The organism is uncultured Campylobacter sp. (genome assembly GCF_963517995.1).
Lineage (GTDB): Bacteria > Campylobacterota > Campylobacteria > Campylobacterales > Campylobacteraceae > Campylobacter_A.
Window position 1 is genome coordinate 1 of the sequence record NZ_CAUQHQ010000063.1, and the last position, 12,887, is coordinate 12,887.

General features: G+C 46.3%; 12 protein-coding genes. 1 reads left to right on the top strand and 11 read right to left on the bottom strand.

Annotated features, from left to right (window positions below):
- Positions 1–126 precede the first annotated feature (126 nt).
- The gene (locus tag RYL88_RS07480) at positions 127–849 is read left to right on the top strand and encodes a DUF6683 family protein (protein WP_314471248.1); all 723 of its coding nucleotides are present in this window, start codon (positions 127–129) and stop codon (positions 847–849) included.
- Between the two features lie 303 nt (positions 850–1,152).
- Here RYL88_RS07480 and RYL88_RS07485 read toward each other — a convergent pair whose 3' ends face one another.
- From RYL88_RS07485 to RYL88_RS07535, 11 genes are all read right to left on the bottom strand, one after another.
- On the bottom strand, positions 1,153–1,788 hold the full coding sequence (locus RYL88_RS07485; protein ID WP_314990252.1) for an NAD-dependent epimerase/dehydratase family protein: 636 nt from the start codon (positions 1,786–1,788) through the stop codon (positions 1,153–1,155).
- Positions 1,789–1,906: 118 nt separating this feature from the next.
- Positions 1,907–2,710 (bottom strand): hypothetical protein, encoded by an 804-nt coding sequence (locus RYL88_RS07490; RefSeq protein WP_314990254.1) that lies wholly within the window; start codon positions 2,708–2,710, stop codon positions 1,907–1,909.
- Positions 2,711–2,724: 14 nt separating this feature from the next.
- Positions 2,725–2,859: a hypothetical protein gene (locus RYL88_RS07495; protein ID WP_314990256.1), complete on the bottom strand. Its 135-nt coding sequence runs from the start codon at positions 2,857–2,859 to the stop codon at positions 2,725–2,727.
- 125 nt (positions 2,860–2,984) lie between these two features.
- Complete coding sequence (locus tag RYL88_RS07500) at positions 2,985–3,905, bottom strand: ABC transporter substrate-binding protein (RefSeq protein ID WP_297965578.1); 921 nt, start codon at positions 3,903–3,905, stop codon at positions 2,985–2,987.
- A gap of 73 nt (positions 3,906–3,978) precedes the next feature.
- A complete protein-coding gene (locus RYL88_RS07505; protein ID WP_314990260.1) occupies positions 3,979–4,671 on the bottom strand; it encodes an ABC transporter ATP-binding protein in 693 nt (230 codons plus the stop codon).
- Positions 4,668–5,417 carry an ABC transporter permease gene (locus RYL88_RS07510; RefSeq protein ID WP_314398681.1) on the bottom strand — a complete coding sequence of 250 codons (750 nt, stop codon included), beginning with the start codon at positions 5,415–5,417 and terminating at the stop codon, positions 4,668–4,670. Before RYL88_RS07510 ends, RYL88_RS07505 begins: the two co-directional genes overlap by 4 nt.
- Complete coding sequence (locus RYL88_RS07515) at positions 5,414–6,025, bottom strand: hypothetical protein (RefSeq protein WP_314990262.1); 612 nt, start codon at positions 6,023–6,025, stop codon at positions 5,414–5,416. The genes RYL88_RS07510 and RYL88_RS07515 overlap by 4 nt, the downstream gene beginning before the upstream one ends.
- A gap of 410 nt (positions 6,026–6,435) precedes the next feature.
- Entirely contained in the window at positions 6,436–10,416 is a 3,981-nt protein-coding gene (dnaE, locus tag RYL88_RS07520; protein ID WP_314990265.1) for a DNA polymerase III subunit alpha, read from the bottom strand.
- A 403-nt stretch (positions 10,417–10,819) separates the two neighbouring features.
- A complete protein-coding gene (locus RYL88_RS07525) occupies positions 10,820–11,863 on the bottom strand; it encodes a glutamate--tRNA ligase family protein (RefSeq protein WP_314990267.1) in 1,044 nt (347 codons plus the stop codon).
- Between the two features lie 72 nt (positions 11,864–11,935).
- Positions 11,936–12,181, bottom strand: coding sequence for an RNA-binding protein (locus RYL88_RS07530; RefSeq protein WP_002948394.1), 246 nt, complete (start codon positions 12,179–12,181; stop codon positions 11,936–11,938).
- A 307-nt stretch (positions 12,182–12,488) separates the two neighbouring features.
- Positions 12,489–12,881, bottom strand: coding sequence for a DJ-1 family glyoxalase III (locus tag RYL88_RS07535; RefSeq protein ID WP_314990272.1), 393 nt, complete (start codon positions 12,879–12,881; stop codon positions 12,489–12,491).
- Positions 12,882–12,887: the final 6 nt, after the last annotated feature.

Sequence of the window (12,887 nt, forward strand, 5' to 3'; positions counted from 1 at the left end):
ATTCATAGCGAAATTTTACGCGCGGAAGCTGGCGGATAAAATCAGTCCGTCGTAAATCTATTCGTTATATAATTTAAGCTAAAATGAATGGCGAGCTATTTTAAATTTTATTTTAGGAGGCGTTTTATGAAAATTTTAGGCAAGATTCGAGTCGGCGCGGCGGCGCTTGGAGCGGTGATGTGTTTTAGCAGCGCGCAGGCGTTTTTTACGATTGATTTTAACGAGCAGTGGTTGCGGCAGGATGCGTATAACCGCGCTATGAATCAAGCAAGAAAAAATTTAAATCCACCCGATGATTCCGCCTACGCCAAAGACGTTAAGACCGATATACTCTATACGGGCGCGCTGGTACGAGCCGGAGATCATTTTTTGGATATGGACGGCATCGAGCAGATAGCGCAGCTATTTCCCGCCGCGCAGCAAGACGAGGGGCGGCGCTTGCTAGTAGAGGGTATAGATAAGCTAAACGGTAGCGTCGAGCAGCTTTACGGCATACCCAAAGAAAACGTGGCGACCGGTATCGTGGCGCTGCTAGGAGGCGCTTATGCGGCGTATTTTAATCATCCGATGCCAGACGAGGCCGTAAAGCCCGCATTTTTGCAGATCGCCGAGTTTTTGCGCAAAAAACCGGAGCTGTTTGAGGGAAAAGCTACGGAAATGATGAACTCGTATCAGATATCTATGGGGCTTGGGTTTTTGCTGATGGCGATGCAGCAGGAGTTGCAACAGCATCCAAATCCCGCGCATGAGGCGGAGCTAAAAGCCGTAGGCAGGCTGGTTTTTAAATCATTGCTAAACGTCGAGCCGGAGCAAATGGATTTTACCGCATCCGGCATAGTCTTTAAGTAGGCGTTTTGATTTTTGCGCGAGCAAGGAAACTGCGCATAGGCTCGCGCTACCTGTTAGGCGATTGCGGTGCGAAAGCCGTCTTATCGGCGCTTTTGAGCGCGACCAAACATAAAAGCGAGCCTCTTTTTTGATATACCCGACTTTTGTCCGCTACCGAGCAAATAGCTAAACCGCGCTCAAAGGCCGAATTTAAATAAGTCCGCGCGCCTTGAAAATTCGGCCGATTTTTTATTTTAAAATAGCGGGCGCATTTTTCGGCATTTTTAAAACCCTAAAGCTAAAATCGTCTTTACGCTTTTGCTTCTAAATAAACTCTCTTGGATGATAAATTTGCACGCCTTTGGTGTCTGTCTGCGCGGCGGCGATGACGGCGGTCGCGATATCTTTCGCGCTCATCGGACGGTAGTTCGTTAAGATAAACTTCGGCAAAAGCCCAAACAGCCAAATCGCAAATAGCTCGCCCATGCGCACCTGCTCGCGCTCGCTTTTTATCGCAGGTAGTCGCGCGATTTGCACGCTCTCGTATTTTAGCGCGGCGATCTTTTTCTCCGCCTTGCCCTTTGCGCGCAGATAAAAAAATCTCGACCGCTCGTCCGCACCGTAGGCGGAGATGAGCGCGAAACGGCGCGCACCCGAGGCGATACCCCATTTTGCGATATTTACGGGGTAGCTCACGTCCACTTTATAAAACTGTCCGCGGCTACCGGCTTGCTTCATCGTCGTGCCCAGCGCGCAAAATATCTCGTCTATCTCGCACGGCGGCATGTTTTTTACATCGCTAAAATTTACGATCTGCGTCTCTAGCTTTTCGTGGCTAAAATTTAGCTCCCTACGCGCCCAAACGATGATTTTATCGTAGTTTTCATTTTCGCAAAGCCCGCGCACGATCTCGCGTCCTACCGCTCCCGTAGCTCCTACGACCAAAGCCGTTTTACCCATTTTTACTCCTTAAGCGTTAAATTTTATCCCAGGCTAAGAGCCTTGCCTAAATTTAGCGCGGTAAATTTTAATCGCCCGTTTAAATTTGCTCTAAATCAAAACGCAAGCGAGATTAAATTTATCGCGCCGCTTGGCAATATTCTTTCTTATACGGCGCTCGCTCGCAAAGGCGCGCGTATACTCGCTTTACCTCAGCGTCGTCCAAGGCGTATAAAGCACCTCGTTTATGATGCTCCGTAAGCATAATACAACCGGCTAGCATATCCGACTCAAAGCAGTTTCTAGTGAGCGCTTTTATGGCATCCTCAGGATCGTACGACAAAGACGAAATACCCAGAGAAAGGCATCTTCTAGCATCTATTTCGCAGGCTTTTTTTAGATAGAAATATCCTGGCAAATCCTGCGGTTCGTCATGCAAGTAAGGTTCGGCTCGAAGCAAAAGCCCCAAATTTTCGCACCCTAGCGCCGAGTTTTTGTCGCAGGCGAATTCATATATCTTTTGTGCATGCTTTTTGCTTTTAGCGGGCGAGTGTTTTTCCAAATATTCACCATAAACGGAGCAGGAGTCGTAATGACCGCTTAGGCATGCAGGCAGCAAAAGCTCTTTTGCCGCGTCGTAATTTTTATTTTCTATATGTATTTTGCCTGCCTCCATGCATGCGTCAATTTTACCCTCTTTGCACGCGTCAAGCAAAGTCTGCATCGCCGTTTGAGCTTCATGCTCGTTATATTTGAGTTCGTCTTTTTTGTAAAAAAAGATCACGCGTTTGCAGGCTCTAGCGTCCTTTTGGGCGCACGATTTTTTAAGCGTTTCGTAGCGCGCGCTTAAAAACGCCTCCTTTTCGGGACTGAGTTCGCCTTTTTTAGGCTCGCCAGCCATAGCCGCGATAGCAAAAAGTATCAACATAGTCAAATTTTTCATTTTCTACCTTAAATTTATTTTCTTAGCGCCCTTGCGAGGCTAATGCCTACGCCGATCGGTTCGCGCATGGCTTTTATCTTAAATTTATTTTTCAAAATTTCGTAGCTAAACTCGTCCGCACCGTATCTTTTTACTAGTTTTAGCTTCATTGCCTTATCTTACCAAGCTAAAACGGTTACTTTTATACTCGCAAAGTTTGCTGCCATTATAATGCAAATTTGGATCTTTTTACAAGGCGCCGAGGATAATTAAAGGGCAAATTTGCCCTTTAAATTTAGTTTAGTAGAAGCGACTTTATATCTATTTTATGCTCTATCATCTTGCTTTCAAGCATAAATTCTTGCGTAGCTTCAAGGGCTTTTATGTCATCAGCAGTGATCTTTGAGCTAAAGTCGTACTGAGGATACATGCTCTTTACCGCCTCTATGCTTAGCCCCGTTTCTTCGGCAGTAAATTTAAGCGCCTCGTCCTCATTCGCCTTGATGTAGTCTAAAATTTCATCCTGAGCCTTTTTAAATTTCTCAACTACGTCTTTATGCTTTTTATAAAACTCTCCGCTTGTTGCCGTGACGATGACTGGAGTGATGACGCCTTTGCCGGTTGTCACTATATTTAGGCCTGATTTTTGAGCGTTGTAGGCCGCTGGTCCTGCAAGAAGCGCTGCATCGACGCTGCCGTTTTCAACTGCGGCTTGCGCAGCCGGGATGCCCATAGAGATGAACTCTACGTCATTTATGCTAAGCCCTCCAAGAGCTAGGTATCTAACCAAAAGCTCGTTTAAGATCGTGCCTTTTGGGCCTGCTACTTTTTTACCTTTTAGATCTTTTGGCGACTTTATGTTTTGGTCCTTAGAAAATATCACAAATGCCTCTGGCGCCCTTGAGTAGGCGCTTATGATCTTTATATCAGCCTTATTTGCAGCCGCTAGTATAACCGAAGTGCCGCCCACGCAGTTTAGAAACTGGAGTGAATTTGAAGCGAGCGCTTGCGTTTGTTTCGCACCTGAGGTGATCTCGGAGTACTCGACCGGCACGCCAAAAGACTTCGCGTAAAAGCCTTTAAATTTATCGACGATCGATGGGACGTTTAGCGGCGATTTGACGTAGGTCATGCCGATCTTATCTAAGCCTTCGCTTGCGTTTGCGACTAGACAAAACAAAGAGGCCGCACACAAAACCTTGAAAAACTTTCTCATATTTGCTCCTTTAAAAATTTTATAAATTATATAATTTTTTGCTTCATTTTAGTTTTAGTTATCATTTTTTATTCTAAATTTCACTCAAAATTTTGCGTTTTACGGCTATTAGCTCCTCACTTAGCAGATCTCTTGGCCTTGCTAAATTTGATAGGTCGTAGTTTGATTTTATCCCGCCCTTTTCAAGCAAGATGATCTCATCAGCCAAAAATAGCGCCTCATCGATGTTGTGAGTGACGAAAAGGATGGTTTTGTCGGCTTGTATTTTTAAAATTTCAGCCTGCATGCTAGCCCTAGTAAATGCGTCAAGCGCAGCAAACGGCTCGTCCATGAGGATCAAATTTGCCTCATACGCAAGCTCTCTAGCAAGCGAAACGCGCGAGCTCATACCGCCGGATAGCTGTGAAACTGCGGCAAATTTAAAGTCGCTAAGCCCTATCATAGATATCAAACTATCGATCTTTGCAGCCTCTATCTCATGCTTTTTAAGCGCAAATACGATGTTTTCATAGACGTTTAGAAACGGCATGAGGCGGGCTTCCTGAAAGACGAAGCCGATCTTTGCTTGCTCTTTAAATTTTATCTCGCCTAAGCTTACGCTCTCAAGACCGGCGATGAGGCGTAAAAGCGTAGTTTTGCCGCATCCGCTCCTGCCGAGTATGACGGTGATCTTATCTTTTTTTATGCTTAAGCTTAGTTCTTTCAAAACGTCGATACGCTTCTCGCCGATATAAAAATGCTTGGATAAATTTGAAATTTCTATCATTTATCGCCTCGCAAAAGGCTAAATTTCGCTATCAAAAGCAAAAACAGCCTATCTATGAGCACGCCGCAAACGCCGATCGTAAAAATGCCCACAAATATCCTATCCGCGCGTGAGAGCTCCTCTGCGTCAAGTATGAGATATCCCAGTCCGCTTGAAGCCGCTATCATTTCAGCTCCGATGATCGCGCGCATGGCGTAGCCAAAGCCTATTCGCATACCGACAAAGATATCTTTTAGCGCGCTTTTTAGGATGATCTTGTAAAAAATTTCAAATTTGCTAAAGCCAAAAATTTTACCGACCTCAATGAGCTTCACGTCGCAGCTCGTTAGCCCCTTTTGGATACTTAAAAACATCGGGAAAAACGAAGCCAAGATGATAATAATGATCTTTGGCGTCTCGTTTATACCAAACCAAAGCACTAAAATAGCTATCAAACTAAGCGGCGGGATGTTTCTAAAAAACTCTAGTATCCACTCGTAATAAACGCTGATCTTTGGTAAAAGCGCAGCTATACCGCCAAGCACGAGCGCTAGGGCAAAAGAAAGAACATATCCTACAAATATTCGCTTAAAGCTGATGATCGTATGCGTAGCAAGCTCGCCGCTTAGGCTCATGCTATACATCGTCTTTAGCGTCGCTGCCGGACTTGGCAGGATATACGGCGTGAAAATTTCTAGCTCGCAAACGACCTGCCAGATGGCAAAGATCGCCAGGATCAAAATGCTCTTTTTGAAAATTTCCCTCACAGCCCATCTCCGTTGTGACAGCCGTTTTCGCAGTATAAAAGCTCGATGATCCGGTAGTTTTTAAGCTCGCTAAATTTATATGAAAGGGTATTTTTTATCTTCTCTTTACTACCAAGGCTTAATGTTTTTACGCCCAAATTTGCGAAAAACCCCGGCGGTACCGGACTTTGCTCGATATTATGCATCTTTAAATTTATAGCGTTTTGCTCCCTAAAGCTTTTCCACGTCAAAAATGTGGTTCGCTCCAAATTTAGTCCCCTGCCAAGCTCGGCCAAGTCCTCACAGGGCGTCGTCACGTAAAGCCGCTCGTCCTCTTTTAGCTTTGAGCTAAGCTCGATGGCGCTTTCTATTAAAATGGGGTTTAAATTTGAGATGAGAGCGGCTTGCTCTTTGAAATTTGCTCTGACGAAATTTACAGCCCTCGGACAGCGACTATCAAAGATGAGCTCGCTTTGTGTAAGGCCATTTTTGTATGCGTTTTTTACGCTTTGGACGTGGTCTTTTACGCACTCCACTACGCTAAAACCTTTATCTTGCAAAATTTCTTTAAGCGCCGCAAAGTCGTAGATGTTTTTTACAACAGGATTTAGCCAAACCAGTTTTTTCATAAGAGCTCCCGTCAAATTTAAAGATAAAATGTAATAATTGAAATCAGAATTGTATCATTTGAAAGCAAAAAGACGGCTTTGGAAGCCAAATTTATAAGAAAACGGGTAGAATTTTACGTACGGCTTTTGCTTTTTTTGCGATTTACCACGAGTCTTAGTATGCTTTTTTAAGCCTCATTAGCTCTTTTAGCACGCTTTCTAGCGTGTTTTCTTTAAATTTAAGCCCAAAGCTTGCCGATAAATCAGTCAAATTTGACTAAACTTGCGTCGTCAAATTTAAATTCAAAAAGCACTCGCGAGACAAGCCGCTTTTAAATTTTACGACGGGAGCTACCGTGCGGGTAATGACCGAGCTAAATTTAAAAGCAGCGGAGTATAAACCAAAAAGACAAGCCGTCAAATTTAAAAATCTAAACGGCCTGCCTTAAACCTAACGCCCTTTCCTCAAACCCCTCGCCCACGATAAACTCCGTCGTATAAACCAGCGCGCGGCCTTCCTGCGCGTCTTTGATACGGATGATCAGACGCTTGTTATTTTTATCGGCTGCGGCGCGGTGTTCGCCGATAGCGGAGCGGTAAATTTGCGTGATGAGATCCTTGCCCGTTTCGTCCAAATTTAGCTCCAAAACCAGGTCCTCAAGCTCTCTTTTGACTCTGCTTTCGCTAGATGCCTGACCGTTTTGGTAGCTAGCGCCGCTACTTTCTTTGCGCTGTCTAAAGCTTCTGCTTTGAAAATTCATATCGCGCGCGTCCTCTAGGCTAACGACGTCGATTAGATTTATGCGAGCGCCCTGATCGTCGCGCGAGTAGCGCACCTTAAATGCTAGCGGAGCGTCCTTTTGCTCGTCGCTTAGGTTCTCGATGAGCCCTTTTTCGGAGTCAAAAGCCGCGACCTTAAACGTACTAAAAAGATCCATGACGCTTAGCATCATAAACTCTTTGCCGGTTTTTTTGCTAGGGATTTTAGCGATCTCGGCAATCTTGCCGACGACTAGTATCTCGCTCGTTTTATCTATCTTGCCAAAATCTTTGCTAGGCGTGTGTTTTATCTGTTCGATTTGCTCTTTGTATTTTTCGAGCGGATGCGAAAAGTCCATGCCCATAGCCTCGTCAAGAGTCAAAATTTTATCCAAATTTATACGCATGAACTGCCCGTCTTTGGAGTAACGAACCTTAAACGCATGCGGCAAATCGCGCTCATCGGCACTCATCGCTTCAACCGCACCAAGACTCCTGTCAAAGACCGCGATCTCGACCGTACCGTGGAAATCCAGCATCTCGATCGTGCCCATTTTTTTGCCGTTTTTCTTGCTGATCCTGGTGGTGAGATCCTCGATCTTGCCGACTAGCAGCATCTCGCCGTTTTCGGGTAGCTCGTCAAATTTATCGCTTAGCGTGTATTTTATCTTTGAGATTTGCTCGCGGTACTCGTCTAGCGGATGGCCGGAGAGATAGATACCCACGCTTTCTAGCTCAAATTTGAGCTTGGTTTTTAACTCTAGCTCGGAGTCGTCGCGCACGAGATTTGTTTTAACCGTGCCCATACTCTCGTCGTCGCCGAATAGGCTCTCGGCCGCGTTTTTCTTGATAGTAGCGGCGTTTTTGCACGCCTCTACGATGTTATCTAGGTTGTTTAGCATCATCTTGCGCGTTAGGCCGAAGCTATCAAACGAGCCCGATTTTATCAGGCTTTCAAAGACTTTTTTATTTACCTTAAAGTTATCCACGCGCGAGACGAAGTCGTCGATGTCCTTAAACTCGCCCTTAGCCTGCTCCTCTAAGATATTTTCGATCGCCGCGCCTCCGACGCCCTTTATCGCGCCTAGGCCGTAGATGATAGCGTCCTTGCCGCCTTCGCTAACGACTGAGAATTCTTTGGCAGATTTATTGACCGATGGCGGCAAGATAGCGATATCTAGGCGCTTGCACTCGTCTATGTAGCGCGAAATCTTATCGGCGTTGGTCTCCTCGCTCGTGATGAGAGCCGCCATAAATTCGGCCGGATAGTAGGTCTTTAGATACGCCGTCTGAAAGGTCACGTAGGTGTATGCCGCGGCATGTGATTTGTTAAATCCGTACGAAGCAAAGTGCAAAATAAGCTCAAACAGCTCGTCGGCCTTTTTGCCGTCTAGCCCCTGCGCCTCGGCTCCCTCGATAAATTTGCCCTTTAGCCTATCCATCTCCTCTTTTATCTTTTTACCCATCGCGCGGCGCACGAGATCAGCGCCTCCCAAAGAAAAGCCACCGATAGTCTGCACGATTTGCATAACCTGCTCTTGATATACGATGACGCCGTATGTGGGCTCTAAGATCGGCTCAAGCTCGGGAAAAATGTACGTGATAGGCTCCAGGCCGTGTTTGCGCTTGATGAAATCAGGGATAAGATCCATCGGACCCGGACGGTAAAGCGAGATCATCGCGATGATATCCTCGAAGCAGTCGGGGCGCATATCGGCTCCGACTTTTTGCATGCCTTCGCTTTCTATCTGAAACAGTCCCAGCGTCTGGCCGCTACTGATCGTCTCGTAGGTTTTGGGGTCGTTTTTATTGACCTGCTCCCAGATTATTTCTTTGCCGAATCTCTTTTTTACGAGCTTGACGGCGTTATCTATCACGGTTAGCGTCTTTAGCCCCAGGAAGTCAAATTTGATGAGGTCAACGTCCTCTAGGTACTTTAGGCTATACTGCGTGACGAAGTGATCCTCCTCGGCGTTTGGCTGACGAAAGAGCGGGGTTTTGTTCCACAGCTCCTCGTTTGAGATAACCACGCCTGCTGCGTGCATGCCGGCGTTTCGGTTTAGACCCTCCAGGTCAAGGGCGAATTTCCAAATTCTATTTGCATTTGAGTTACTTGCTATCAGCTCGCCGATCTTTGGCTCTTTTGCAAAGGCTTGTTCTAGCGTGATGCCTAGCTCGTCGGGGATGAGCTTAGCCATCGCGTCGGCCTCGGCATACGGCATATCGCATACGCGCGCGACGTCTCGGATGACGCCTTTTGCCAGTAGCTTACCGAAGGTTATAACTTGCGCGACGTTAAATTTACCGTACTTTTCGATGACGTAGTCGATGATCTCGCCTCGGCGGTTTTGACAAAAGTCCACGTCGATATCGGGCATGCTCACGCGCTCGGGGTTCAAAAAACGCTCGAAAAGCAGGTTGTAGGGCAGCGGATCAAGGTCGGTAATCTTTAGGCTATATGCCACGAGGCTTCCAGCCGCCGAGCCGCGCCCCGGGCCTACCGGTACGCCGCGCTTTTTGGCTTCGTTGATAAAGTCCCAAACGATCATCATATAGCCGGGGAAGTTCATCTTATTTATGATATCTATCTCGCGCTGCAAACGGGTGCGGTACTCCTCGTGGCGCTCTAATGGGACGAATTTAAGCCTATCCTCTAACCCCTGCCTGCACTCGTGCTCAAACAGCACGCTGTCGTTTGGTATGCTGTAGCGTTTATCAGGCTCCGGTAGGCTCAAATTTCGCTCGACGGCGTACTCGAGCGTAAATTTAAAATTTGGCGGCGTCGCGTCGCCGAGTTTTATCGTGAGGTCGCATTTATCTACGATTTCTTGCGTATTTGTGACGGCTTCTGGGATATCGGCGAAAAGTTCGCTCATCTGCGCGGGCGTCTTGACGTAAAACTCATGCACGCTGTGGCGCAGGCGGTTTGGATCGTCGAGTAGTTTGTTCATCGCGATACACATGAAAACCTCGTGCGCATCGGCTCTTTGCTTAAACGTATAGTGCGTGTCGTTTGTTGCGATTACCTTGATGTTTAGCTCTTTTGCTAGGCGCAAAATTTCATCGTCGATCCTACGCTGATCGCCGATGCCGTGGCGCATGATCTCGAGGTAAAAATCATCGCCGAAAACTTCTTTGTACCACAGCGCGGCTTCCTTTGCCGCCTCATATCCGCCCGCGCCGAACCGCAAATTTCGCTCGCTTTGGTTGAGGTTCCAGTTTACCTCGCCTTGCAGGCACGCTGAGGAGCAGATGATGCCCTCGCTGTGCTCTTTTAGCATCTTTTTGTTGATACGAGGATAATAATAAAACCCCTCGATATAGCTCATGGAGCTTAGATACATCAGGTTTTTGTAACCGATTTCGTTTTTTGCGATGAGGCAGAGGTGGAAGCGCTGTTTGGTACTTTTATCCCCCAGCTCCTCGCCGTTGTGGATATAGGCTTCGATGCCGATTAGCGGCTTTATGCCCTCATTTTTCATCGTTTTATAAAAGTCTATCGCGCCAAACATATTGCCGTGGTCAGTGATGGCTGCGGCTTTGACGCCTTGTTTTTTTAGCGTTTTGGCTAGCTCTTTGATGCGGTTAGCGCCGTCTAGCAGCGAATACTCCGTGTGCAGGTGCAGGTGCGTAAAATCTGTAAAATCGCTCATTTTTCGTCCTTTTTAATGCTTTTGATTTTACAGAAACTTTGCTTTTAGGCGGATAAATTCGGCCCGACCTAAATTTAAGCAAGCGCTGGAAATAGGCTGTTTGGGAGGGTTTTTGGCAAAATTTGAGCTCAAATTTGACGCCTGCGGTGCGGGCGGCTTGATTTAAATTTACGGCTCCGAATTTAGCTTAAATTTGAGCGGTAAATTTGACGTAGCCTCGCGGACGTAAATTTGCGCTCAAATTTAAACTCCCCCGCAAACGACCCGTCCGAAACGCTAAAATTTATTTTAGAGATACCGCCATCGCCCGTAAATCAAAATTTGGGATAAAACAGATAAAAATTTACCTCACTTTTTGAATTTTAAAAATAATTCAAAAAAGAGCGCAAAGCGCCTAAATTTATCAGCCAAATTTCTCTTTAAACACCTCAAGCAAATTTGACAATTCGTCGCATTTTGATGCGTCGAGCCCGAGCTTAAAAGCGGCAAATTTATAGTGGATTTTGGCGCCGTCCGTTACACTCACCGCCGGTGCACGCGAGCTTTTGGATAGCTTTTTGCCGCCATGCGCTAGCAGGCCGTGATGGATGAAATTTGAACTTTCAAAACCGTATCCTAACATCTGCGCCATGTACTTTTGCGCCGCCGAGCAAGCTAGCAGATCCTCGCCTCGCACGAGCAAATTTACGCCTAAGATCTCGTCGTCCACGAGGCTAGCGAGATTATACGCGGGCGTATGGTCCTTTTTCCAAACGACGAAATCGCCCAAAATTTGAGCCAAATTTACGCTTTGAATTTGCGCGAATTTTTCCGCCTCAAACGCCGCTTCGTCTATCAAATTTAAGCTGTCCGAATTTGCCGAATTTTTTAAACCGTTTGCAGTACCGTCTTGTGTTTTTTGTTCATTACCCCAAAGCCCGTTCGCCAGGCTCGCCTCCACGCAGAAGCCGCGCCTCAAAGCGTCAAAATTTATCAAATTTTGCCGAATGTTAATTTGCGCTTGGTCGATAGTGCGTAGCCGCATAGCCGTTTCGTCTTTTTTAAATTTAAGATTTTTCTCCGCGCAAACCCGCGCGTAAATGCCGTTTTTAAACGAGCTTTTCATCGAGTGCGAGCACTCGCAAGCGTAGCAAACGCCTTTTTGCTCGAGCTTTTTTAGCGCGTTTTGGTAGGCGCCGAGGCGAAATTTGGAGCTAAATTTGGTTTCAAATTCCCCCACTCCGCCGGGTCCGCCGTCAAAATCAATGCCCAGCATATCAAGCACGCGAAAGATGTTTTCCACGTATTGCCTGCGGTAGCGCGGTAAGTCGTAGTCGTCGATCCTTAAGTACAAAATCCCGTTAAACGCGCGAGTAAAAAGATAGGTCAGTAAGAAGTTGTAAACATTGCCCGCGTGTAAAAAGCCGCTTGGCGTCGGAGCGATACGAGACGTGATTTTTTGGTTCATTTGAAGCGAAATTTTGACTAAAAAGCTTAAATTTAAAAATTAGTTAAAAGCCGCCAGATTTGACGGCCAAGATTATTCTTTAGGTTTAGATTCGTTTACTCTTAGAGCTCTGCCGCCTACTTCCTTGTTGTTTAGCGCTTCGATCGCCTTTAGCGCGTCTGCGTCGTTTTCTATCTCGACGAATCCGAATCCTTTTGAGCGATTCGTGTCGCGATCTTTGACGATTTTCGCGCGTTTTACTTCGCCAAACGGCGCAAATGTATCCTTAAGCTCTGCCTCAGTCATGCGATATGACAAGTTACCGACGTAAATATTCACAGTAACGTTTCCTTAAATCAAATTCCCGATAAACCGGTTAAGGGATAATACCTGAATTTAAATAAAAAAGCTAGATAAAAAGCGCGCTTTTTATAATTTAGTATTAAATTTACCCGTAAGCATATCCGCAAGCTCTTTAATGCGGCAAAATTTAGCCGATTTTTCAAAACTCGCAAGCTTTTAGGGCTTAGAAAACGGCTTCATGCAAAAGCCTATTTCTCGCGCGCAAAGAAAAACTCGGCGAGAAAGAGCGGGCAAAGCTGCGTTAAGCTTTTGCCTTAAATTATCGCCTGGGCTTTATGCCGTTTTATTTTACGAACAACAAGCCCTCTTTTACTTCGGCGTAAATTTGCTCGCCGCCTAAAATTTTAAGCAACTCCAAAGCAAACTCCATCGCCGTGGCAGGCCCTCTTGAAGTGATGATATGGCCGCTTTGCACGACGTTTCTATTGCTTACGTAGCTTCCGCCGCGTACGGCTTTTTCGCAGCCAGGATAGCAGGCAAACTCGCCTCTAACAATCTCTGCGGCGTCAAGTGCGATCGGCGCAGCGCAGATGGCTGCTATAAATTTACCTTTTTTATCGAAACGCTTCATGATTTCTCTCATTTTTAGATTTCCTTCGACATTTGAGACGCCCGGCTGACCGCCCGGCAAAACTAGCATATCATACTCGTCCTCCTCAAGGTCGTAAAGCGTCATATCTCA

Coding starts and splice junctions, on each gene's coding strand:
- RYL88_RS07485 (WP_314990252.1), bottom strand. CDS start 1,788: ATGGGTAAAACGGCTTTGGTCGTAGGAGCTACGGGAGCGGTAGGACGC.
- dnaE (WP_314990265.1), bottom strand. CDS start 10,416: ATGAGCGATTTTACAGATTTTACGCACCTGCACCTGCACACGGAGTAT.
- RYL88_RS07525 (WP_314990267.1), bottom strand. CDS start 11,863: ATGAACCAAAAAATCACGTCTCGTATCGCTCCGACGCCAAGCGGCTTT.
- RYL88_RS07505 (WP_314990260.1), bottom strand. CDS start 4,671: ATGATAGAAATTTCAAATTTATCCAAGCATTTTTATATCGGCGAGAAG.
- RYL88_RS07515 (WP_314990262.1), bottom strand. CDS start 6,025: ATGAAAAAACTGGTTTGGCTAAATCCTGTTGTAAAAAACATCTACGAC.
- RYL88_RS07490 (WP_314990254.1), bottom strand. CDS start 2,710: ATGAAAAATTTGACTATGTTGATACTTTTTGCTATCGCGGCTATGGCT.
- RYL88_RS07480 (WP_314471248.1), top strand. CDS start 127: ATGAAAATTTTAGGCAAGATTCGAGTCGGCGCGGCGGCGCTTGGAGCG.
- RYL88_RS07500 (WP_297965578.1), bottom strand. CDS start 3,905: ATGAGAAAGTTTTTCAAGGTTTTGTGTGCGGCCTCTTTGTTTTGTCTA.
- RYL88_RS07495 (WP_314990256.1), bottom strand. CDS start 2,859: ATGAAGCTAAAACTAGTAAAAAGATACGGTGCGGACGAGTTTAGCTAC.
- RYL88_RS07535 (WP_314990272.1), bottom strand. CDS start 12,881: ATGACGCTTTACGACCTTGAGGAGGACGAGTATGATATGCTAGTTTTG.